Annotated in this window: 20 protein-coding genes; 14 read left to right on the forward strand and 6 right to left on the reverse strand. The window is 55.4% G+C overall.

The features are described 5' to 3' along the window. The first annotated feature begins 21 nt into the window (after positions 1–21). Positions 22–951 (forward strand): DNA replication terminus site-binding protein, encoded by a 930-nt coding sequence (gene tus, locus V5P19_RS07040; RefSeq protein ID WP_334401560.1) that lies wholly within the window; start codon positions 22–24, stop codon positions 949–951. Here tus and fumC read toward each other — a convergent pair whose 3' ends face one another. Together fumC and fumA are read right to left on the reverse strand one after the other, a co-directional pair. Beyond that, positions 952–2346 (reverse strand): class II fumarate hydratase, encoded by a 1395-nt coding sequence (gene fumC, locus V5P19_RS07045; protein WP_334401562.1) that lies wholly within the window; start codon positions 2344–2346, stop codon positions 952–954. Between the two features lie 139 nt (positions 2347–2485). Next, the gene (gene fumA / locus V5P19_RS07050; protein WP_334401565.1) at positions 2486–4132 is read right to left on the reverse strand and encodes a class I fumarate hydratase FumA; all 1647 of its coding nucleotides are present in this window, start codon (positions 4130–4132) and stop codon (positions 2486–2488) included. Between the two features lie 199 nt (positions 4133–4331). Here fumA and manA point away from each other — a divergent pair, with 199 nt between their 5' ends. Next, on the forward strand, positions 4332–5507 hold the full coding sequence (gene manA, locus V5P19_RS07055) for a mannose-6-phosphate isomerase (protein WP_334401567.1): 1176 nt from the start codon (positions 4332–4334) through the stop codon (positions 5505–5507). Between the two features lie 99 nt (positions 5508–5606). Further along, complete coding sequence (locus V5P19_RS07060; protein WP_334401569.1) at positions 5607–7139, forward strand: YdgA family protein; 1533 nt, start codon at positions 5607–5609, stop codon at positions 7137–7139. Between the two features lie 40 nt (positions 7140–7179). Here the strand turns inward: V5P19_RS07060 and V5P19_RS07065 are convergent, their stop codons facing one another. After that, on the reverse strand, positions 7180–8034 hold the full coding sequence (locus V5P19_RS07065; RefSeq protein ID WP_334401571.1) for an alpha/beta hydrolase: 855 nt from the start codon (positions 8032–8034) through the stop codon (positions 7180–7182). 11 nt (positions 8035–8045) lie between these two features. Beyond that, positions 8046–9026, reverse strand: a complete 981-nt coding sequence (locus V5P19_RS07070) for an MBL fold metallo-hydrolase (protein WP_334401573.1) — start codon at positions 9024–9026, stop codon at positions 8046–8048. Between the two features lie 107 nt (positions 9027–9133). Here V5P19_RS07070 and V5P19_RS07075 point away from each other — a divergent pair, with 107 nt between their 5' ends. Further along, positions 9134–10030, forward strand: coding sequence for a LysR family transcriptional regulator (locus V5P19_RS07075; protein ID WP_334401575.1), 897 nt, complete (start codon positions 9134–9136; stop codon positions 10028–10030). 1 nt (position 10031) lies between these two features. Here V5P19_RS07075 and V5P19_RS07080 read toward each other — a convergent pair whose 3' ends face one another. Next, positions 10032–11060 (reverse strand): Mal regulon transcriptional regulator MalI, encoded by a 1029-nt coding sequence (locus tag V5P19_RS07080; protein ID WP_334401577.1) that lies wholly within the window; start codon positions 11058–11060, stop codon positions 10032–10034. A gap of 178 nt (positions 11061–11238) precedes the next feature. On the opposite strand from V5P19_RS07080, the gene malX reads away from it, so the two are divergent. From malX to add, 3 genes are all read left to right on the forward strand, one after another. Continuing rightward, complete coding sequence (malX, locus tag V5P19_RS07085) at positions 11239–12831, forward strand: maltose/glucose-specific PTS transporter subunit IIBC (protein ID WP_334401579.1); 1593 nt, start codon at positions 11239–11241, stop codon at positions 12829–12831. A gap of 48 nt (positions 12832–12879) precedes the next feature. Continuing rightward, positions 12880–14052, forward strand: coding sequence for a MalY/PatB family protein (locus V5P19_RS07090; RefSeq protein ID WP_334401581.1), 1173 nt, complete (start codon positions 12880–12882; stop codon positions 14050–14052). A 97-nt stretch (positions 14053–14149) separates the two neighbouring features. Further along, on the forward strand, positions 14150–15151 hold the full coding sequence (add, locus tag V5P19_RS07095) for an adenosine deaminase (protein WP_334401583.1): 1002 nt from the start codon (positions 14150–14152) through the stop codon (positions 15149–15151). A gap of 44 nt (positions 15152–15195) precedes the next feature. Here add and V5P19_RS07100 read toward each other — a convergent pair whose 3' ends face one another. Next, complete coding sequence (locus V5P19_RS07100) at positions 15196–16236, reverse strand: oxidoreductase (protein ID WP_334401584.1); 1041 nt, start codon at positions 16234–16236, stop codon at positions 15196–15198. Positions 16237–16479: 243 nt separating this feature from the next. Between V5P19_RS07100 and blr the strand changes: the two genes are divergently transcribed. The 7 genes from blr (at position 16480) to rsxD (ending at position 21793) form a co-directional block, all read left to right on the forward strand. Then, the gene (gene blr / locus V5P19_RS07105; protein WP_168112406.1) at positions 16480–16605 is read left to right on the forward strand and encodes a division septum protein Blr; all 126 of its coding nucleotides are present in this window, start codon (positions 16480–16482) and stop codon (positions 16603–16605) included. 234 nt (positions 16606–16839) lie between these two features. Continuing rightward, the gene (gene ydgT, locus V5P19_RS07110) at positions 16840–17055 is read left to right on the forward strand and encodes a transcription modulator YdgT (RefSeq protein WP_013096896.1); all 216 of its coding nucleotides are present in this window, start codon (positions 16840–16842) and stop codon (positions 17053–17055) included. 87 nt (positions 17056–17142) lie between these two features. Further along, a complete protein-coding gene (locus tag V5P19_RS07115; protein WP_334401585.1) occupies positions 17143–17583 on the forward strand; it encodes a DUF2569 domain-containing protein in 441 nt (146 codons plus the stop codon). A gap of 76 nt (positions 17584–17659) precedes the next feature. Then, positions 17660–18241, forward strand: coding sequence for an electron transport complex subunit RsxA (rsxA, locus tag V5P19_RS07120; RefSeq protein ID WP_008500564.1), 582 nt, complete (start codon positions 17660–17662; stop codon positions 18239–18241). Then, entirely contained in the window at positions 18241–18819 is a 579-nt protein-coding gene (rsxB, locus tag V5P19_RS07125; protein WP_334401587.1) for an electron transport complex subunit RsxB, read from the forward strand. The genes rsxA and rsxB overlap by 1 nt, the downstream gene beginning before the upstream one ends. Continuing rightward, positions 18812–20740: an electron transport complex subunit RsxC gene (gene rsxC / locus V5P19_RS07130; protein WP_334401589.1), complete on the forward strand. Its 1929-nt coding sequence runs from the start codon at positions 18812–18814 to the stop codon at positions 20738–20740. Before rsxB ends, rsxC begins: the two co-directional genes overlap by 8 nt. Further along, positions 20741–21793 (forward strand): electron transport complex subunit RsxD, encoded by a 1053-nt coding sequence (gene rsxD / locus V5P19_RS07135; protein WP_334401591.1) that lies wholly within the window; start codon positions 20741–20743, stop codon positions 21791–21793. The last annotated feature ends 6 nt before the right edge of the window (positions 21794–21799 follow it).

Genomic DNA, 21799 nt, shown 5'->3' on the forward strand with positions numbered 1-21799 from the left:
TGTAACTAATTAAGGGTGAACATGGCAACTTACGATCTCATCGAACGGCTGAACACCACCTTCAGGGAAATGGAGCATGAGCTCCTGACCCTGACCGAACATTTGCAGGCCTGCCGTCTGTTAGCCGCACGCGTGTTTACCCTGCCCGATGTAGCAAAAGGTGCAGAGCACGACGCGATGGAAACCATCGAAGTGAAGCAGCACATCGGCAAACCCGCGCTGGAGCTGACGTTGCGGCACTATCGTCGCCTGTTTATCCAGCAGCAGTCAGAAAATCGCAGCACCAAGGCAGCCGTTCGTCTGCCTGGCGTCATCTGCCTGCAAACCGATACCGCAACCCGCGAAGCGCTGGAAGCGCAGATTGCGCATATCAATACCCTGAAAGCTGCGTTTGAAAATATCGTCACCGAAGAGTCAGGCCTTGCGCCTGCGGCCCGTTTTGAATGGGTGCATCGACAGCTTCCGGGCTTAATCACTCTCAATGCCTATCGTTCACTGACGGTGCTGCGCCATCCTGCCACGCTGCGTTTTGGCTGGGCGAATAAGCATATTATTAAAAATTTCTCCCGAGATGAGATTCTGGCACAGCTGGAGAAAAGCCTGAGAGCGCCGCGTACGGTCGCACCCTGGTCGCGGGAGCAGTGGATTGAGCGTCTGGAACAGGAGTACAACAGTATTGCCTCATTGCCTGCGGCCACTCGGCTCAAAATCAAGCGCCCGGTAAAGGTACAGCCCATCGCCCGCGTCTGGTATGCCGGGCAGCAGAAGCAGGTGCAGTACGCCTGCCCTACGCCATTGATTGCGCTGTATGATGCCGATCGGGGCGCGGTGGTACCGGATATTGGCGAACTGCTGAATTACGATGCTGAAAATGTTCAGCATCGCTATAAACCCCAGGCCCAGCCGCTGCATTTGATTATTCCGCGGCTACACCTGTACGTGGCCGAGTGACTACGTCAAGCTTCCGACCATCGCTTCCGGGCGGACCCACGCGTCAAACTCGGCGTCCGTCAGGTAGCCCAGCGCCAGCGCAGAGGCTTTCAGCGTGAGTCCCTCTTTATGCGCTTTTTTGGCGATCTCGGCGGCTTTGTCATAGCCGATATGGGTATTAAGCGCGGTCACCAGCATCAGCGATTCATTAAGCAGCTGGCTAATGCGTTCACGATTCGGTTCAATTCCTACCGCGCAATGCTCGTTAAAGCTCTCCATCCCGTCTGCCAGCAACCGTACGGACTGCAGCACGTTGTGGATCACCATCGGACGATAAACGTTCAGCTCGAAGTTACCGGATGCGCCGCCCATATTAACGGCCACGTCATTGCCCATCACCTGACAGCAGAGCATGGTCATGGCTTCACACTGCGTCGGGTTCACTTTCCCCGGCATGATCGAGCTGCCCGGCTCATTTTCTGGAATGCTGATTTCACCGATACCGCAGCGTGGGCCTGAAGCCAGCCAGCGCACATCGTTGGCAATTTTCATCAAGGATGCAGCCAGCCCTTTAAGCGCGCCGTGCGTGTGGACCAGCGCATCACAGGTTGCAAGCGCTTCAAACTTGTTCGGCGCGGTGACAAAGGGTTGTCCGGTGATTGCGGCCAGCTCGTTAGCCACGCGCACGGCGTACTCTGGATGCGTGTTTAGCCCCGTGCCGACCGCCGTTCCCCCCAGCGCCAGCTCGGCCAGATGCGGCAAGCTGTAATCGATGTGCTTCAGGTTATGTTCAAGCATCGCGACCCAGCCAGAGATCTCCTGACCGAGCGTCAGCGGCGTAGCATCCTGCAGGTGCGTACGGCCAATTTTGACGATGTCGTTGAAGGCGACGGCTTTCTCACCAAGCGTGGTCTTCAGGACGTTTAGCGGCGGAATGAGCTGTTCGCGGATGGCGATCACCGCCGCGACATGCATGGCGGTCGGGAAGACATCGTTGGAACTTTGGCTTTTGTTGACGTCATCATTGGGGTGAACTTTTCGCTCCATGCCGCGCACGCCGCCCAGTAACTCGCTCGCCCGGTTCGCCAGCACTTCGTTCATGTTCATGTTGCTCTGCGTGCCGGAGCCGGTCTGCCAGATGGCAAGGGGGAATTCGTCGGGATGCTTGCCCGCCAGCACTTCGTCGGCGGCATTGATGATGGCGGTAGCTTTGTCTGCTGCCAGCAGACCTAAATCCTGGTTCACTTTGGCTGCCGCCCGTTTGGTCAGCGCCAGCGCCTGGATCAGCGAGACGGGCATTTTCTCGGTCGAAATGCGGAAATGCTCCAGCGAACGCTGGGTTTGCGCGCCCCAGAGCTTATCAGCCGGGACGTCGATCGCGCCCATTGAGTCTTTCTCGCTGCGATGAATGGTCATTACTTTCTCCTTGAGAATAAAGATGGGATTGCTCACATGCTTAAGAGATAAGTATTGATGGCTTCTGAATTACCGTATGGCGCTTTGTGCGCTCTTTTGGGTGTCGGGTGGCGCAACCGCCACCCGACATTTTGCTAAACTACTTCACACACGCCGAACACTGAGAGGACTGGATCTGCTTGAAGAAGTCGTTGCCTTTGTCATCCACGAGGATGAACGCCGGGAAGTCTTCCACTTCAATTTTCCAGATCGCTTCCATACCCAGTTCCGGGTATTCCACGCATTCCAGGCTCTTGATGCTGCCCTGCGCCAGGACCGCAGCCGGGCCACCGATACTGCCCAGGTAGAAACCACCGTGCTTGTGACAGGCGTCCGTCACCTGCTGGCTACGATTACCTTTGGCCAGCATAATCATGCTGCCGCCGTTGGCCTGAAGCTGATCAACATACGAGTCCATACGCCCGGCGGTGGTTGGGCCTAACGAGCCGGAGGCATAACCTTCAGGCGTTTTTGCCGGGCCAGCATAGTAGATCGGGTGTTCTTTAATGTACTGCGGCAGGCCTTCACCGTTGTCCAGCCGCTCTTTCAGCTTCGCGTGGGCAATATCGCGCCCAACGATTATCGTCCCGTTCAGGGAGAGACGCGTTGAAACCGGATACTGCGAAAGCTGCGCCAGAATGTCGCTCATCGGGCGGTTCAGGTCGACATGAACCGCTTCACCCTCGCCCGCTTTGCGCAGCTCTTCCGGAATATATTTGCCAGGATTATTCTCCAGCTTCTCGATCCACACGCCGTCGCGGTTGATCTTGGCTTTGATATTCCGATCCGCAGAACAGGAGACGCCCATGCCTACCGGACAAGAGGCTCCGTGGCGCGGCAGACGCACAACGCGGATGTCGTGCGCGAAGTATTTACCGCCAAACTGCGCGCCCAGCCCCAGGTTTTGCGCTTCCTGCAGCAGTTCCTGCTCGAGCTGAACATCCCGGAACGCCTGGCCGTGTTCGTTCCCTTCGGTAGGTAGGCCGTCGTAATATTTGGTCGAGGCCAGCTTCACCGTTTTCAGGGTACTTTCTGCCGAGGTTCCGCCAATCACAAAGGCAATATGGTACGGCGGGCAAGCGGCAGTGCCGAGGGTCCGCATTTTCTCAACCAGATAATTCTTCAGCTTGCCCGGACTGAGCAGCGCTTTGGTTTCCTGGTAGAGGTAGGTTTTGTTCGCTGAACCGCCGCCTTTGGCGATGCAGAGGAATTTGTACTCGTCACCGTCCACGCTATAGAGGTCAATCTGTGCGGGCAGGTTGGTGCCGGTGTTGACCTCTTTGTACATATCCAGCGCCGCGTTTTGCGAATAGCGCAGGTTGTCTTCGATGTAGGTGTTATAGACGCCGCGCGCCAGCGCCGCTTCATCACCGCCGCCGGTCCAGACGCGCTGGCCTTTTTTGCCGACGACGATCGCCGTGCCGGTGTCCTGGCAGGTTGGCAAAATGCCTTTCGCCGCGATATCGGAGTTACGCAGGAACTGCAGCGCGACGTATTTGTCGTTTTCGCTGGCCTGCGGGTCGCTCAGGATATCGGCAACCTGCTGCTGATGTGCGGGACGGAGCATAAAGGAGGCATCGTGGAACGCTTGCTGCGCCAGTAAAGTCAGCGCCTGGGGGTCAACCTTGAGGATCTCCTGCCCTTCGAATTCAGAGACAGAAACGTGATCGCGGGTTAACAGGTAATACTCGGTTTGATCCTTACTGAGGGGAAAAGGATCTTGATAGTAGAAGGGTTTGTTCGACATTGTTCTCTCACTTACTGCTTGGGTCTGATTATGTAGGGCAGATGTTCCGCTGCCCGGCTTAAAAGCGAGTTAGCTTATCCTACACAATTTTTTAACAAAAACTGAGACTAGTACGACTTTTTACATCCGCAGGTTACTTCCCTGCGGTTTATTGCTTTAATACCGGGAGTTAATTCCACATTTGAATCAGGGCTTGATAATGCAAAAACTCATCAACTCAGTGCAAAACTACGCCTGGGGAAGTAAAACTGCGTTAACGGATCTCTACGGTATCGTGAATCCAGACAACCTGCCGATGGCAGAACTGTGGATGGGCGCCCACCCGAAGAGCAGCTCAAAAATCAAAGACGCCAGCGGTCAGGTGCGTGCACTGCGCGACGCGATCGACGCGGACAAAACTGCGCTGTTGGGCGAAAAGGTTGCGACCCGTTTTGGTGAACTGCCGTTCCTGTTTAAGGTGCTTTGCGCGGATCAGCCGCTCTCTATTCAGGTTCACCCCAACAAGAAAGCCTCTGAAATGGGCTTCGCCAAAGAGAATGCAGCCGGCATCCCGCTGGATGCGGCCGAGCGTAACTACAAAGATCCTAACCACAAGCCCGAGCTGGTTTTCGCCCTCACGCCTTTCCTGGCGATGAACGCGTTCCGTGAATTCTCAGAAATTATCTCTCTGCTGCAGCCCGTTGCCGGAGCCAACAAGGCGATTGCGCATTTTCTTGAAAATCCAAACGCCGAGGGGCTGAGCCAGCTGTTTGCCAGCCTGCTCAATATGCAGGGTGAAGAAAAAGCGCACGCTCTGGCGGTACTGAAAGCCGCGCTGAGCGGCCAGCAGGGTGAGCCCTGGGACACCATTCGCGCGATCGCTGAATTTTATCCGGAGGACAGCGGCCTGTTCTCTCCGCTGCTGTTGAACGTGGTCAAGCTGAACCCGGGCGAAGCGATGTTCCTGTTTGCCGAAACCCCACACGCCTACCTGCAGGGTGTGGCGCTGGAAGTGATGGCCAACTCCGATAATGTGCTGCGCGCGGGGCTGACGCCGAAATACATCGACATCCCTGAGCTGGTTGCTAACGTGAAATTTGTGGCAAAACCTGCCACCGAGCTGCTGACCCAGCCGGTGAAAAAGGGTGCGGAACTGGACTTCCCTATTCCGGTGGATGACTTCGCGTTCTCGCTGCACGATCTCAGCCCGTCAGAAACCGCCATTGCGCAGGACAGCGCGGCGATACTGTTCTGCGTTGAGGGTGAAGCAACGCTGCACAAAGGTGAACAGCATCTGGTTCTGAAGCCCGGTGAGTCAGCCTTTGTGGGCGCGAATGAGTCTCCTGTTAGCATCAGCGGTACCGGTCGACTGGCACGCGTTTTCAATAAGCTATAAGCACTTACTGAATTTTTTAACAACTCTTGCTAAGCTAGTTGAAGGCGTTATAACACCAGGCGGTTTTTACCGCCTGGTTTCATTTTAGGGATAATGGCAATGAAAAAATCGGTCGTAGCGGTAGGAGTGATTGTAGCGTTAGGCGTGGTCTGGACAGGCGCCTCCTGGTTTACCGGGAAGCAGCTGGAAAACCGTCTGGCAGAAATGATGGCGCAGGCAAACAGCGAGATTAAACGCAGCGCACCTGAAGCCGGGCTTGAGCTCAGCTATCAGAATTATCAGCGCGGCGTATTTACCAGCCATATGCAGGTGGTGGTAAAACCGGTTGCCGGTAACCAAAATGCCTGGCTGAAACCGGGCCAGAGCGTGGTACTGGATGAAGTCGTCAGCCACGGTCCCTTCCCGCTGGCGCAGTTAAAATCGTTTAATCTGATCCCTGCAATGGCGTCTGCGCGCACCGTGCTGGTCAATAACGACGTGACGAAGCCGCTGTTCGACATCGCGAAAAATGAATCACCGTTTGAGATCAATACTCGCATCAGCTATGCCGGCGGCACAAGTTCCGATATTGCCCTGAAAGCGCTGAACTACGAAAAAGGCACCGATAAAGTGGCCTTTAGCGGCGGTAATTTCCAGCTCGATGCCGATCGTGATGGAAAAAACGTGTCGCTGACGGGTGAAGCGGAGAGCGGTCTGGTGAATTCCGTCAACGAATACAACCAGAAAGTGCAGCTGACCTTCAACAATCTGACAGCCAGCGGCAACAGCCGTATGACCGATTTTGATGAGCGTATCGGCGACCAAAAGCTGAGCCTTGATAAAATCGCCATTGGGGTTGAAGGCAAAGAGATGGCTGTGCTGGAAGGCATGGATCTGGACGGCAAATCCGACGTTTCAAAAGACGGTAAGAGCATCAACACCCAGCTTGATTACACCCTGAAAAGCCTGAAGGTGCAGAATCAGGATCTGGGTACCGGCAAACTGTCGCTCAAGATTGGCAACATTGACGGTCAGGCGTGGCACGAATTTAGCCAGAAATACAGCCAGGAGAGCCAGGCGCTGTTGACCGATGCGGCGCTGCAGCAGAACCCGGTTGCTTACCAGCAGCAGGCCATGGCGGTGCTGTTCAACAACCTGCCTATCCTGCTGAAAGGCGAACCCGTGATCACCGTGGCGCCACTGAGCTGGAAAAACAGCAAAGGTGAAACCAACCTTAACCTGTCGCTGTTCCTGAAAGATCCGGCAACGGCAACGGGTGAGGCGCAAACGCTGGCGCAGGAAGTGGATCGCAGCGTGAAGTCGCTCGACAGCAAACTGACCATCCCGATGGACATGGCGACCGAGTTTATGACTCAGGTGGCGAAGCTTGAAGGCTACGGTGAAGAAGATGCCGGTAAACTGGCGAACCAACAGGTGAAAGGCCTGGCGGCGATGGGCCAGATGTTCCGCATCACGAAAGTGGAAGATAACACTATCTCCACCAGCCTGCAGTATGCCAACGGCCAGGTAACGCTCAACGGCGATAAAATGCCGCTGGAAGACTTCGTCGGCATGTTTGGCATGCCTACACTGGGAATGCCGGAACCGGCTGAACCGGTAGCGCCAGCTGACCCTGCGACACCACAGCCGTAATTGACACTAGCCCCTCGCATGAGGGGCTTTTTATTGCCGCTTATCCCTTCCAGCCCTGAAAGAAATCCATCAGCAGCGCGTTCACTTTCTCGGGTTGTTCCTCCTGAGGCAGATGTCCACATTCTTCAATGCCATGCGCCCTGAGGTTATTCGCCATTTCTGCCCAGACGCCTTGCATGTCGAACAATTTGCCAACGGCATGAAAATCGTTGCCCCACAGCGACATGACCGGGCAGGCAATTTTTATGTCGGCGTCTTCCAGATCCTGCGCCACGTCCTCGGTATTGGCGCGATAGTCCGCCATCGCCCCTCGCACAGCCCCTGGAGCCTGATACGCGCGAACATAGGTATCGAATGCCTCACCGCCAATAGTGGACGGATCGTAGGTCCAGTCCGAGAAAAAATGGCGGAGCCAGATATGCTCGCGCCCGGCGATAAGGGCTTCCGGAAGGTCGGGCACCAGATGGAACAAAAAAAACCAATAAGCTCGGGCAATAGAAGCGTTGAGATCGCGCGCCACGATTCGCGTGGGCACATTGTCCATTACCACCAGACGATCCACTAGCTCAGGGTAGTCTTTAGCAAACCGCGTCGCCACGCGCGCACCCCGATCGTGCCCAACCAGCACCGCTTTTTTCAATCCCAGTACGAGCATCAATTCCCGGATATCCCGCGCCATGTTCCGTTTGTCGTAGCCTGAGGCTGGCTTGTCCGTTTCCCCATAGCCGCGCAGATCGGGCGCGATGACACGATAATGTTTTGAGAGCACCGGAATTTGGTAGCGCCAGGCATAGTTAGTTTCAGGAAAACCGTGCAGAAGAATAACCGGCGCGCCTTCCCCCTCCTCAACGACGAACTGACGGATTCCATTGGCGGTTACAGTGTAACTTTTCATCTTATGACCTCTTATTTCAGCAATGGCACATCAGTTGCGCGGCGGTAAGGACCATAGATCGCCGGATTCCAGCTATAGCCCTGATGATTTGCAGTCAGATGACCCACTCCCGGGAATGGCAGATGCGCGGCAGCCATCCAATCACCGTCTTTCACCAGGGCATTAAATTCCCGCGTGCGGGATAAGATTGCGTTCTTTGCATCCGCATCGAAGCGAATCGACACATCAGGATGTGGAAACTGAATCGCAGGAGCGTGGATCAGATCGCCAATAAAGGTGATCGCCTTCCCCTCAGACCAAAAACGATAAACGGTGCTGCCTGGCGTATGACCTATGGCATAGGCCGTCTGAACCTCAGGGATGGGTGACGCGGGCGGAACAAAGGTTTTAAGATGTCCGGAGGCCTTGTAAGACGACAATGCTTTTTGCGCGATGGCGAAATACGCTTTCGCATTTTCAGGCGCGCTCGCTTCTTTAGCGGGATCAAGCCAGTACTCAGCTTCACCTTGTGGGACATAGACGGTCGCATTCGGGAAAAGTGCTTTACCTGCGACATCGCTCAGACCACAGACGTGATCAAGATGGAGGTGCGTCAGGAAAATCGTATCCACCTGCTCGGGGTGGTAGCCGGAAGCCTCCATATTCGAGAGCAACTTGCCCGCAGTTTGCGGGACACAATGCCCTGCCCCGCTGTCAATCATGACCAGATGCTTACCGGTATTGATAAGAAACGCGTTAAACGAAGTGGGCATACGTTCTGCGTTAATCTTGTTTTCAGCTAACAGCTCGCGGATTTTATTTGCTGATAACCCCTTCAATAGCGAAGGAGAGAGATCGTTGTAGCCATCGAAGAGCGACGTAACCTCATATTGTCCTACTGCCAGCCGGTAATAGCCCGGGACCTGCTGGGCTATCTGCGCCGGAGCATCTGCCCACGCTGAGCTGATTAATAAGAGGCTACTGAGCGCTATTGCCGTTGTGTCCTTTTTCATCTTCACTCCGAGTTCATTGTTTATCAGGTGTGAAGTGACTATGGCGTTATAACTTTAAATAGTGTAGATGTGTGATTTGATACGCCAGCATAACGGAATTCAATATTATGAGACTGGAAGACGTTGAAGTGTTTGTTGAAGCAATCAGGGCAGGAAGCCTGGCAGGGGCCGCTCGACGGCTATCAATGAGCGCCATGGCGGCTACGCGATCGCTCAGTAATCTTGAAGCGGAACTGGGTGTACGCCTGGTTCATCGAACCACACGCTCATTGTCACCTACCAGCGACGGGGAGATCTTCTTACCTCATGCGCACGCCTTGCTTGAGGATAAAATCAACGCGCTGGCGGATCTGTTTCCCGATGGATCCCACCTCACCGGTCGTCTTCGCATTACCGCCTCCGCGGCTTTTGGGCGCAAAATCATCGCCCCGATGCTCCCTGACTTTATGCGTCAACATTCGTCCCTGCTGGTCGATTTACTGGCCACCGATGAACAAATTGATATTGTCGGTCATGGAATTGACGTTGCCTTACGTATCGCGCCGCTGCGGGATAACCGGCTAGTTGCCCATCGGCTTTGTGATAACCCGCGCGACCTGTGCGCCAGTGCGAATTACCTGGCGGAGTACGGATACCCGAAAACGCTCAGCGATCTTGCGACGCACAGCTGTTTGACGACCTCTGACACCACGCACTGGACATTCAGATACGGCGTACAGCGAGCCCGACAAAAAGTATCGGGTCGATTTTCGGCCAATTCGATTGAAGCAATCTATGAGGCCTGCCTGGGCGGGATGGGGATCGCTAACTTGTCCCGTTGGTACGTTGAACCTGCCTTCGCGACAGACCAGCTCAAGCGGATCGTTCTTAAGGATGCGCAGCCGGAAGATCTTGCCGTATGGGCCGTTTATCCCACATCCCGGCTGATCCCGGCGAAAGTGCGTAAGTTTGTTGACGCTCTGGAGACGCGACTTGTACGCGATCCGCTCACGCGGCAGGTATGACTTATTTCACTGTTACCAGCCGGGCTGACACGATCTGGTGCCCAGCCTGTACATCGGATTTCTCGATTCGCTGCATGATTCGCTCCGCCAGCGTATAGCCCATTTCGCGGGCGGGCGTGGTTGCCCAGACGATCGGCAGATCGTCGAGCGCATTTTCGCCGACGTCGGCAAAGGCGCCTAGCGCCACCTGATGGCCAAAGAAGGTTTCAACCCCGCCCTCGCCGCTCTGGCGTCCGGCGCGGATCAGGCCAAACCAGGCCCCCATGGCAATCACGTCGTTATAGCAAATCACGGCGCTAATGGTCGGACTGCTGCGCAGGAGTGAACCGATCGCTTCCGCCGCCTTTTTCTGGCTGGACTCGCACTCAACGACCCATTCGCTGTGGAACGGCAGCCCGTATTTGATAAGCGTTGCACAATAGCCGCCCACCCGTTCGGCGCGGGTGAGAGATGAGCTTTTACCGCCGAGCCAGGCAATGCGCTGGTGCCCGCGGCGGATAAGATGCTCGGTCAGCATTTGTGCGGCCTGCATATTGTCCGGTCGCAGCGTATCAGCTTCGTCCAGATAGCTCGCGCGGGAGGCAAACACCAGCGGTACGCCCTTCTGCGCGGCGCGCTCGCACAGTTCACTTCCCACACCCGACGCGCCGGCAACGATCACACCGTCAACCCCCTGGTTGAGCAGCATATCCAGCCGTGAAAGCAGCTGATCGGGCTCGCGTCCACCGTGAAGCAAAAATACCATCCGCCCCTGCGCTTCAAGGGCTTCCGTCAGCCCGGCCGTTAATTCCGCATAAAAGGGAGAGGTCAGGTCACGCACAATCAAACCGATCACGCCGCTTTGCCCGCCGCGGAGCGCAGAAGCCTGTCGATTGCGCACAAATCCCAGTTGCTCAACCGCCTCGTTAACCCGCTGACCGGTCGCGGGGGAGATGCGCCCTTTCCCGCTGAGCACCAGCGACACGGTGCTGACAGAAACGCCCGCTGCCAGCGCGACGTCGTTGATGGTTACCTTTTTCGCTACAGCCATGTGGTGGCGTGACTCCCTGATAATGAGATCGGTAAAACGTTTTATCAATAAGGTATCTTTATACTACCAGTCAAAGCCTGAGAATGTGATTTAGCGCGCACTAAACTTTGATAAAACGTTTTATCTTCTCGCAGCATTGAAGCAGATAAACCGATTTTAACAACAAAGGAGTCGTTTTATGACGGCGAAAGCAGCACAAAAAATATCGCTGTGGGAATTTTTCCAGCAACTGGGTAAAACCTTTATGCTTCCCGTAGCCCTTCTCTCGTTCTGCGGCATCATGCTCGGGATCGGCAGCTCGCTGAGCAGTAACGATGTGATCACGCTGATCCCCTTCCTCGGCAACCCTGTGCTGCAGGCGATCTTTATCTGGATGAGCAAGGTCGGCTCCTTTGCGTTTAGTTTCCTGCCCGTTATGTTTTGTATTGCTATCCCGCTGGGCCTGGCGCGCGAGAATAAAGGCGTAGCCGCCTTCGCCGGTTTTGTGGGCTACGCGGTCATGAACCTCGCGGTCAACTTCTGGCTCACGGCGAAAGGCATCCTGCCGACCACTGATGCCGCCGTGCTGAAAGCCAACAACATTCAAAGCGTGATAGGTATTCAGTCCATCGATACCGGGATCCTCGGCGCGGTGATCGCGGGTGTGATTATCTGGATGCTGCACGAGCGTTTCCATAACATCCGCCTGCCGGACGCGCTGGCCTTCTTCGGCGGCACCCGTTTTGTCCCGATTATTACGCTCGTGGTGATGGGCCTGTTTGGTCTGATCATTCCGCTGATCTGGCCAGTGTTCGCCTTGGGCATCACCGGTATTGGCCGCATCATTAACGGCGCGGGTGATTTTGGCCCAATGATTTTCGGTACCGGTGAACGTCTGCTGCTGCCGTTTGGTCTGCAGCATATTCTGGTCGCGCTGATTCGTTTTACCGAGGCGGGCGGCACCATGGAGGTATGTGGCCATGACGTCAGCGGCGCGCTGACCATCTTCCAGGCACAGCTGAGCTGCCCGACCACGCACGGTTTCTCAGAGAGCGCAACGCGCTTCCTGTCGCAGGGTAAAATGCCAGCCTTCCTGGGCGGCTTGCCGGGTGCGGCGCTGGCGATGTACCACTGCGCGCGTCCGGAAAACCGTCATAAAATTAAAGGCCTGCTGATTTCCGGGGTGATCGCCTGCGTCGTCGGCGGTACCACCGAACCGATCGAGTTCCTGTTCCTGTTCGTTGCGCCGGTGCTGTACCTCATTCACGCCGTACTGACCGGTCTGGGCTTTACCGTGATGGCAGTCCTGGGCGTGACCATCGGTAACACCGACGGCAACGTTATTGACTTCGTGGTGTTTGGCATCCTGCACGGCTTGTCCACCAAGTGGTATCTGGTGCCGGTTGTGGCGGCAATTTGGTTCGCGGTGTACTACGGGATCTTCCGCTTCGCCATCACCCGCTTTAACCTGAAAACGCCAGGCCGCGATGCAGAAGCCGCCACCAGCGTTGAACAGGCGGTTGCGGGTACTGTAGGTAAATCCGGCTATAACACCCCTGCCATTCTGGCAGCGCTGGGGGGGGCGGATAATATTACCTCGCTGGATAACTGCATCACCCGCCTGCGCTTGTCGGTAGCGGACATGTCCAAAGTCGATACGAATGCCCTGAAAGCCAACCGTGCTATCGGTGTGGTACAGTTAAATCAGCATAATTTGCAGGTTGTCATCGGCCCGCAGGTGCAGTCAGTGAAGGATGAGCTGGCGACCCTGATGCGAACAGTAGAAGCCTGATGCCTCAACCCCCTCGCCATGAGGGGGTGTTACCTTAAGGATTACGTTATGTTTGATTTTTCTACCGTCGTGGATCGTCATGGCACCTGGTGTACGCAGTGGGACTACGTTGCGGACCGTTTTGGCGCTGCAGACCTGCTGCCCTTCACTATCTCTGATATGGATTTCGCCACTGCCCCCTGCATCACAGACGCACTGCATCAGCGCATTAACCACGGCGTGTTTGGCTATAGCCGCTGGAAGAACGATGAATTCCTGGCCGCAGTCGCGCACTGGTTCCAGCAGCGGTTCAACAGCCGTATTGATACCGAATCGATCGTTTACGGTCCTTCCGTCATCTATATGGTTTCTGAGCTGATTCGCCTCTGGTCGACGCCAGGCGACGGCGTGGTGGTACATACTCCGGCTTACGATGCGTTCTATAAAGCTATCGAAGGAAATTCGCGTCAGGTTGTTGCCGTTGCGATGGAGAAGCAGTCAACCGGCTGGCAGAGCAATATGGCCGCGCTCGACGCGGCCCTGGCAAAACCAGAAAACAAAATTTTACTGCTCTGCAGCCCGCAAAACCCGACCGGTAAAGTGTGGACGCGGGACGAGCTAAACGCGATGGCCGAGCTCTGCGCGCGCTATGATGTGGCGGTGATTAGCGATGAAATCCATATGGACATGGTGTGGGGCAACCACCCGCATACGCCGTGGAGCGAGGTTGCCCGCAGCAAATGGGCGCTACTGACCTCCGGCTCCAAGAGTTTTAATATTCCGGCACTGACCGGCGCGTACGGGCTCATCGGCGATGGCCAAAGCCGTGATGCCTATCTCAGCGCGCTAAAAGGCCGGGACGGACTCTCTTCTCCTTCCGTGCTGGCGATAACCGCGCATATTGCCGCCTATCAGCAAGGTGGGCCGTGGCTGGATGCCTTACGGGGTTATCTGGAAGAAAATCTGAACTACGTTGCTCGCGAATTAAACCGTGCTTTTCCGAAACTGAACTGGCAGCCGCCGGAGGCGACCTATCTCGCCTGGATCGATCTGAATCCGCTAGGCATCGATGACAAACTGCTGCAAAAAGTGCTCATTGAGCAACAAAAAGTCGCGATTATGCCAGGTTATACCTACGGGGAAGAGGGTAATGGGTTTGTTCGCCTGAACGCCGGTTGCCCACGGAGCAAGCTGGAACAAGGGGTACAGCGGCTCATTGCCGGGATTAATGCCGTGCTGTAAATGATTTGCGCAACGTAATATTCCATTGCGCAAATAGCTTTTTCCCTCGTTTTGTTTTTATAATGTGGCGCACTTTAACCAGAAAAAGAGTGCGACCATGATTGATACACACCTGCCTTTAACTGATATTCATCGTCACCTTGACGGTAACATTCGTGCCCAAACCATTCTCGATCTTGGCCGCCAGTTCAATTTATCCCTGCCCGCTCAAACGCTTGAAGCCTTGATCCCCCACGTTCAGGTGACGTCAAATGAACCCGATCTGGTCAGCTTCCTGAGCAAGCTCGACTGGGGCGTAAAAATGCTGGCCTCGCTGGACGCCTGCCGCCGCGTCGCGTTTGAAAACATTGAAGATGCCGCACGTAACGGCCTGCATTACGTTGAACTGCGTTTTTCACCGGGCTACATGGCGATGACCCACAATCTGCCTGTCGCGGGCGTAGTGGAAGCCGTGATTGAAGGCGTTCGCGAAGGATGCAAAGCCTTTGATGTTCAGGCGCGCCTGATTGGCATTATGAGCCGCACCTTCGGTGAAGCCGCCTGTCTGCAGGAACTGGAAGCCCTGCTGGCGCACCGTGACCAGATCGCTGCTGTCGATCTGGCGGGCGACGAGCTGGGCTTCCCGGGCAGTCTGTTCCTGTCTCACTTCAACCGCGCACGCGATGCGGGCTGGCATATTACCGTTCACGCGGGGGAAGCCGCCGGCCCGGAAAGCATCTGGCAGGCAATTCGTGAACTGGGTGCCGAGCGTATCGGCCATGGCGTGAAAGCCGTTGAAGATCGCGCCCTGATGGATTTCCTCGCAGAACAGCGCATCGGCATTGAATCCTGCCTGACCTCGAATATTCAGACCAGCACGGTGGCGACGCTGGGCAAGCATCCGCTGAGAACATTCCTTGAGCACGGCGTGCTGGCAACGCTGAATACGGACGATCCGGCGGTTCAGGGCGTGGACATTATTCATGAATACAACGTCGCCGCACCGCAGGCAGGCCTGAGCCGCGAACAGATCCGTCAGGCGCAGATTAACGGGTTGGAGATTGCCTTCTTAACGCCAGCAGAGAAACAGGCGCTGCGCGATAAGGTGGCCCGCGGGTAATACATTGGCCGGGCGGCGGTTTCGCCTAACCCGGCTAACAACACTCAGGCCAAACAGAGCGTGGCGCGGTGTTTGGCGGATTCAATCCCCAGCTCAATCAACTCCATGACCTGAATTGCCTGACTGGCCGGAACCGGGTTCTCCCCCGTCCCGTTCAGCGCATCGCGAATAGCCGCATAATACGCCGGATAGTGACCCGGAAGGGTCAGCAGGGTCTCTTCGACCAGCGTCTCACCTTCAACACGCGTCACTACCCCATCCCGCATATCGTAACCCCAGTCTTCCTGCGGCAAGCGTTCGCCGTTTTTCAGGCGCTCTTCCTGAGGATCCAGGCCAAACTTCACGTAACTCCCGCGCGTACCGTGAACAATAAAACGCGCGGATTCCGCTGCCGCCACCATGGTTCCGTGGAGCACGATACGACGCTGCGGGTAACTTAAGATTGCATGGAAGTAATCGGTTGTTTGTGCGCCGGGTCTGAGCTGAGCCAGATCGACAGTCATGCTCACGGGCAAGCCAAAAAGATTGACGGCCTGATCGAGCAAATGCGGGGCTAAATCGTACCAGATGCCGCTACCCGGCCCTGCCTGCTCGCGCCAGCGGTTACGCACTTGCGGACGGAAGCGGTCAAAGTGCGATTCAAAATAGGCGATTTCGCCCAGCGTCCCTTCGCTGATGAGGGATTTCACCGTCAGAAAATCACTGTCCCAGCGCCGGTTATGGAATACTGAAAGCAGTCTGCCAAGGCTTCTGGATAGCGCATCCAGCTCCCGGGCCTGGGACAATGTCACCGTAAAAGGCTTGTCAACCACCACATGCTTGCCTGCGTCCAGCGCAGCCTTTGCCAATGGAAAGTGCGTATCGTTCGGCGTGGGAATGACAATTAAATCGATGTTGGGATCGTTGAAAAGATGTTTAGGCTCAGAGACAACGGGCACGGCTGGCCAGACGGCATGTACTTTTTCTGCATTACTACTGGAAACCGCCGCCAGCGTCATGCCTGGCGTACCGGCGATCAATGGCGCATGAAATGTTTTACTGGCATATCCATAACCAATAAGTCCGACCCGGATGTTATCGCTCATTGTGTTACCCCCTCGCGTTATAGACTTATTTCACACTGGCTATCCTGATGCCTTAACAGATTTATAATGTGCCACCGTATTTAGAATAGCATCCTGTGCCGGTTGTTTTTGTTACATAGATTTAACCTGCTGATTTTGTTTAAGGGAACGATTCCCAAAGCACTTGCCGTTACCCATACAGCGCTGTAACATTTGCAATCTGTATTTATGGATAAATTACAAACACGAGTCATGACGTCAATTATTAATCGAATCATTGAATTAGCGGGATGGATTGTTCTTGGGGTATCGGTCATTTTGCTGGGTGTTGCCAGCCATATCGATAACTACCAGCCGCCGGAGCCTGTCACAGTCGCTCAACCGAAGTAACAGAGGCGCAGCAAAAGAGTGACATAATGTGTCAGTTCATTGTTGCCAGTCATGTTGAACACGGTTAACCTTCTCTCTCCAGGCATCACCCTGATGCCTGTGTTTTGCAGCAAAGAAAACTCCTAATTTAGTCGCTGTACCTGAGTGGGCTGTTTACGTCCTAATTAATCCGTTTATTATTCGAACGAATTTCCGCAACGGATATTACTCACTTTTATATGGAAACTTATTAACATGACAGTTCAGGACTATTTATTAAAATTTCGCAAGATCAATTCCCTTGAGAGCCTGGAAAAACTGTTTGACCATCTGAACTACACGCTGTCGGATAATCAGGACATCATTAATATGTACCGCGCTGCCGATCATCGTCGTGCAGAACTGGTCTCCGGTGGCCGTTTGTTTAACGTCGGTGAAGTGCCTAAGTCCGTATGGCGTTACGTTTTATAAGAAAGTAGCCATCCGCGCGAAATGTTATATACTCTCCGCCCTGCAAACTGGCTGTACAACATTTCGCGCAGATTTATGGGAGAGTTCATGACCGCAACGCCTGGAGAAAGAATTGGAGGCTGGTTAATCGCCCCGCTGGCATGGCTGCTGGTTGCATTATTAAGCGCATCGCTTGCGTTGCTGCTTTATACCACGGCACTGATTACACCTCATGCAATCCAGACCCTCATGTCGCAAAGTGTGCTCAATATTACGCTGTGGTTTGCCTCATTCGTTTTCGCGATCGCAATGTGGTACTACACGCTGTGGCTGACGATTGCCTTCTTTAAACGCCGAAAGAGTGTGCCAAAGCATTACATCATCTGGCTGCTGATTTCGGTTCTGCTGGCGGTCAAAGCCTTTGCTTTCTCACCGGTTTCAGATGCCCTGGCCGTCAGACAGCTGCTTTTCCCATTACTGGCTGCCGCGCTACTGGTGCCCTATTTCAAGCGTTCATCGCGGGTGAAGAACACCTTTGTGAACCCGTAATAACCTTACAGTTAACCTGTTGTCGCCTGTTGTGGTTTATCCGATAATAGGCGGCTTTTTTATTTCAGGCTGAATAATGACCGATTACTTACTGCTCTTTGTCGGCACTGTGCTGGTTAACAACTTCGTTCTGGTGAAGTTTCTCGGCCTGTGTCCGTTTATGGGCGTTTCCAAAAAACTGGAAACTGCGATGGGCATGGGGCTGGCGACAACCTTCGTCATGACGCTGGCGTCTATCTGCGCGTGGTGGATCGATACCTGGATCCTTATCCCGCTGGGGTTGACCTATCTCCGCACGCTGGCCTTTATTCTGGTGATTGCCGTTGTTGTGCAATTTACCGAAATGGTGGTGCGCAAAACCAGCCCGGCGCTATATCGTCTGCTGGGGATCTTCCTGCCGCTGATCACCACCAACTGCGCCGTACTCGGCGTGGCACTGCTTAACATCAACCTCGGGCATAATTTTATGCAATCGGCGTTGTATGGTTTTTCTGCCGCCGTCGGTTTCTCACTGGTGATGGTTCTGTTTGCCTCTATTCGTGAGCGCCTTGCCGCAGCGGATATTCCCGCACCGTTTCGCGGTAATGCGATTGCACTGGTGACCGCCGGTTTAATGTCTTTGGCCTTTATGGGCTTCAGTGGTCTGGTGAAGTTGTAATGAATGCTATCTGGATTGCCATCGCCTCTATCAGCGTTTTAGGGTTGGTGTTTGGCTTAATTCTGGGCTACGCCTCCCGCCGTTTCGCGGTAGAGGACGATCCTGTCGTTGAAAAAATCGATGAGCTTCTGCCTCAAAGCCAGTGCGGGCAGTGCGGCTATCCCGGCTGCCGCCCCTATGCGGAAGCGGTAGGCGTGCAGGGTGAAAAAATTAACCGCTGCGCCCCCGGTGGCGAAGCGGTGATGCTGAAAATCGCGGCACTGCTTAACGTTGACCCGCAGCCTGTTGATGGCGATGCGGATGTGCAGGAGCCGGTGCGTGCCCTCGCCGTGATCGACGAGGCAAACTGCATTGGCTGCACCAAATGTATTCAGGCATGCCCTGTCGACGCCATTGTTGGCGCGACTCGTGCGATGCACACCGTTGTGGCGGATCTGTGCACCGGCTGTAATCTCTGCGTGGCCCCCTGCCCGACGCAGTGTATAGAATTACACCCGGTTGAAACGACTACCGAAAGCTGGAAGTGGGATCTTCAAACTATTCCAGTTCGCATCATTCCTGTGGAACACCATGCTTAAGTTATTTTCCGCTTTCCGAAAAGAGAAGATTTGGGACTTCGACGGCGGTATCCATCCCCCCGAGATGAAAACCCAGTCTAACGGCACGCCCCTGCGTCAAATTCCGCTGGCGACGCGTTACGTTATACCGCTTAAACAGCATATCGGCGCAGAAGGCGAACTGTGCGTTAAAGAAGGCGATATCGTCCTGCGCGGCCAGCCGTTAACCTTTGGTCGCGGACGTATGCTGCCTGTACATGCCCCAACGTCCGGTAAAGTGGTGTCGATTGCTCCCCATACCGTTGCGCACCCTTCCGCCCTCTCCGAACTGAGCGTACTTATCGACGCCGATGGAGAAGACCGCTGGATCGACCGTGATGGCTGGAATGACTACCGCAATCAAAGCCGTGAAGCGCTTATTGAACGAATCCATCAGTTCGGCGTTGCCGGGCTGGGCGGCGCTGGCTTTCCGACGGGAACCAAGCTGCGTGGCGGTGGCGACAAAATTGAAACGCTGATTATCAATGCCGCCGAATGCGAACCCTATATCACCGCGGATGACCGTTTGATGCAGGACTGCGCCGCGCAGGTAGTGGAAGGGATCCGCATTCTGGCCCATATCCTGCAGCCGCGTGAAGTGCTGATCGGTATTGAAGATAACAAACCGCAGGCCATTTCGATGCTGCGTGCGGTTCTGGCGGGCAGCCATGATATTGGCCTGCGCGTTATCCCTACCAAATACCCTTCCGGGGGCGCAAAGCAACTGACCCAAATCCTCACCGGTAAGCAAGTTCCGCACGGTGGACGCTCCTCTGATATCGGCGTGCTGATGCAAAACGTCGGGACTGCCTACGCCGTTAAACGCGCAGTGGTTGACGGTGAACCGTTGACCGAGCGCGTCGTGACGCTGACGGGCGAATCTGTTTCTCGTCCGGGCAACGTCTGGGCACGTCTGGGTACGCCGGTGCGCCATCTTCTGGAGCAGGCTGATTTTTGCCCATCCAGCGATCAGATGGTGATTATGGGTGGCCCGCTGATGGGCTTTACCCTGCCGTGGCTGGACGTTCCAGTCGTCAAGATTACGAACTGCCTGCTCGCCCCTTCCCCAACGGAGATGGGCGAGGAGCAGGAAGAGAAAGGCTGTATCCGCTGTAGCGCCTGTGCTGATGCTTGTCCGGCCGATCTGCTCCCCCAGCAGCTCTACTGGTTTAGCAAGGGTCAACTGCACGATAAGGCGAAAGCTCACAATCTGGCCGACTGCATTGAGTGCGGTGCCTGCGCGTGGGTCTGCCCGAGCAGTATTCCGCTGGTGCAATATTTCCGTCAGGAAAAAGCTGAAATCTACGCCATCTCGATGGAAGAAAAACGCGCGGCAGAAGCCAAAGCCCGCTTTGAAGCCCGCCAGGCGCGACTCGAACGTGAAAAAGCCGCTCGTCAGGAGCGTCACAAACAGGCTGCCGTACAGCCTGCAGAGAAAGATCAGGATGCGATCAATGCCGCGCTGGCTCGCGTGCGTGAGAAAAAAGCGTCCGCTGCGCAAACCATCGTGATCCCTGCGGGTGAAAAACCGGACAACAGTGAAGCGATTGCCGCCCGCGAGGCGCGTAAAGCGCAAGCGCGCGCGCGTCAGGCGGAGAAAGCCAAAGCCGTTCAGCCACAAGCCGATGTCGATCCGCGTAAGGCCGCAGTTGAAGCCGCTATTGCTCGCGCCAAAGCTCGTAAAGCCGCGCAACAGCCGCAGCCAGCCGCGCCAGAAGCCACGGTTGATCCGCGTAAGGCCGCCGTAGAAGCCGCAATTGCCCGTGCTAAAGCCCGTAAAGCGGCACAGCAGGAAGAGCAGCAGCAGGCAGCAAATGATGATCCACGCAAAGCCGCAGTCGCCGCCGCGATTGCACGCGTACAGGCGAAGAAAGCCGCACAGCAAGCAGTTAACGAGGATTAAATGGTTTTCAGAATCGCAAGTTCCCCTTATACCCATAACCAGCGTCAAACCTCGCGCATTATGATGCTGGTCTGCCTGGCCGCCTTGCCGGGCATTGCCGTACAGTTCTGGTTCTTCGGCTGGGGAACGCTTTTCCAGTTAGCGCTTGGCTGTGCCAGCGCGTTAGCAGCAGAAGGTCTGGTGCTAACGCTGCGCAAGATGAACGTTTCACGTATTCTCAGCGACAACTCGGCGCTGCTGACTGGCCTACTGCTGGCGATCAGTATTCCGCCGTTAGCCCCCTGGTGGATGGTGGTACTCGGTACCGTGTTTGCGGTCATTATTGCCAAACAGCTTTACGGCGGGCTGGGTCATAACCCCTTTAACCCGGCGATGATTGGCTATGTCGTTTTGCTGATCTCCTTCCCAGTGCAGATGACCAGCTGGTTACCACCGCACGAGATCGCCGCCACGGTGCCAGGCTTTATGGATGCTCTGCAGGTGATCTTTACCGGTCATACGGCTCTCGGTGCTGATATGAACGCGCTTCGTATGGGCGTGGACGGCATTAGCCAGGCCACCCCGCTCGATACCTTTAAAACCTCCCTTCATGCCGGGCACAGCGTTGAGCAGATCATGAAATCTGCCATTTATAACGGCGTACTGGCGGGAGCAGGCTGGCAGTGGGTCAACCTCGCGTATCTTCTGGGCGGGTTATTCCTGCTGCAACAAAAAGCGATTCGCTGGCACATCCCGGTCAGCTTCCTCGTGACGCTGGCAATCTGCGCCACGCTGGGCTGGGCGTTCTCCCCTGAGTCACTCGCCAGCCCGCAGATGCACCTGTTCTCTGGTGCGACCATGCTGGGCGCGTTCTTTATTCTGACCGACCCGGTAACGGCGTCGACGACCAACCGTGGCCGCCTGATCTTCGGCGCGCTGGCAGGATTACTGGTGTGGCTTATCCGCAGCTTTGGCGGATATCCTGACGGCGTGGCGTTCGCCGTACTGCTTGCCAACATCACCGTTCCGCTCATCGACTACTACACGCGCCCGCGCGTGTACGGCCATCGCTAAGGGTTT

It is taken from the genome of Enterobacter sp. UNJFSC 003 (assembly GCF_036903355.1).
Taxonomy (GTDB): domain Bacteria; phylum Pseudomonadota; class Gammaproteobacteria; order Enterobacterales; family Enterobacteriaceae; genus Enterobacter.

What these genes read in the sequence shown, in the direction of transcription:
- fumC (WP_334401562.1), bottom strand. Translation starts at nt 2,346, where the DNA reads ATGACCATTCATCGCAGCGAGAAAGACTCAATGGGCGCGATCGACGTC.
- V5P19_RS07060 (WP_334401569.1), top strand. Translation starts at nt 5,607, where the DNA reads ATGAAAAAATCGGTCGTAGCGGTAGGAGTGATTGTAGCGTTAGGCGTG.
- manA (WP_334401567.1), top strand. Translation starts at nt 4,332, where the DNA reads ATGCAAAAACTCATCAACTCAGTGCAAAACTACGCCTGGGGAAGTAAA.
- V5P19_RS07080 (WP_334401577.1), bottom strand. Translation starts at nt 11,060, where the DNA reads ATGGCTGTAGCGAAAAAGGTAACCATCAACGACGTCGCGCTGGCAGCG.
- V5P19_RS07090 (WP_334401581.1), top strand. Translation starts at nt 12,880, where the DNA reads ATGTTTGATTTTTCTACCGTCGTGGATCGTCATGGCACCTGGTGTACG.
- rsxD (WP_334401591.1), top strand. Translation starts at nt 20,741, where the DNA reads ATGGTTTTCAGAATCGCAAGTTCCCCTTATACCCATAACCAGCGTCAA.
- rsxC (WP_334401589.1), top strand. Translation starts at nt 18,812, where the DNA reads ATGCTTAAGTTATTTTCCGCTTTCCGAAAAGAGAAGATTTGGGACTTC.
- V5P19_RS07070 (WP_334401573.1), bottom strand. Translation starts at nt 9,026, where the DNA reads ATGAAAAAGGACACAACGGCAATAGCGCTCAGTAGCCTCTTATTAATC.
- rsxA (WP_008500564.1), top strand. Translation starts at nt 17,660, where the DNA reads ATGACCGATTACTTACTGCTCTTTGTCGGCACTGTGCTGGTTAACAAC.
- rsxB (WP_334401587.1), top strand. Translation starts at nt 18,241, where the DNA reads ATGAATGCTATCTGGATTGCCATCGCCTCTATCAGCGTTTTAGGGTTG.
- V5P19_RS07065 (WP_334401571.1), bottom strand. Translation starts at nt 8,034, where the DNA reads ATGAAAAGTTACACTGTAACCGCCAATGGAATCCGTCAGTTCGTCGTT.
- malX (WP_334401579.1), top strand. Translation starts at nt 11,239, where the DNA reads ATGACGGCGAAAGCAGCACAAAAAATATCGCTGTGGGAATTTTTCCAG.
- V5P19_RS07115 (WP_334401585.1), top strand. Translation starts at nt 17,143, where the DNA reads ATGACCGCAACGCCTGGAGAAAGAATTGGAGGCTGGTTAATCGCCCCG.
- ydgT (WP_013096896.1), top strand. Translation starts at nt 16,840, where the DNA reads ATGACAGTTCAGGACTATTTATTAAAATTTCGCAAGATCAATTCCCTT.
- tus (WP_334401560.1), top strand. Translation starts at nt 22, where the DNA reads ATGGCAACTTACGATCTCATCGAACGGCTGAACACCACCTTCAGGGAA.
- V5P19_RS07100 (WP_334401584.1), bottom strand. Translation starts at nt 16,236, where the DNA reads ATGAGCGATAACATCCGGGTCGGACTTATTGGTTATGGATATGCCAGT.
- add (WP_334401583.1), top strand. Translation starts at nt 14,150, where the DNA reads ATGATTGATACACACCTGCCTTTAACTGATATTCATCGTCACCTTGAC.
- fumA (WP_334401565.1), bottom strand. Translation starts at nt 4,132, where the DNA reads ATGTCGAACAAACCCTTCTACTATCAAGATCCTTTTCCCCTCAGTAAG.
- V5P19_RS07075 (WP_334401575.1), top strand. Translation starts at nt 9,134, where the DNA reads ATGAGACTGGAAGACGTTGAAGTGTTTGTTGAAGCAATCAGGGCAGGA.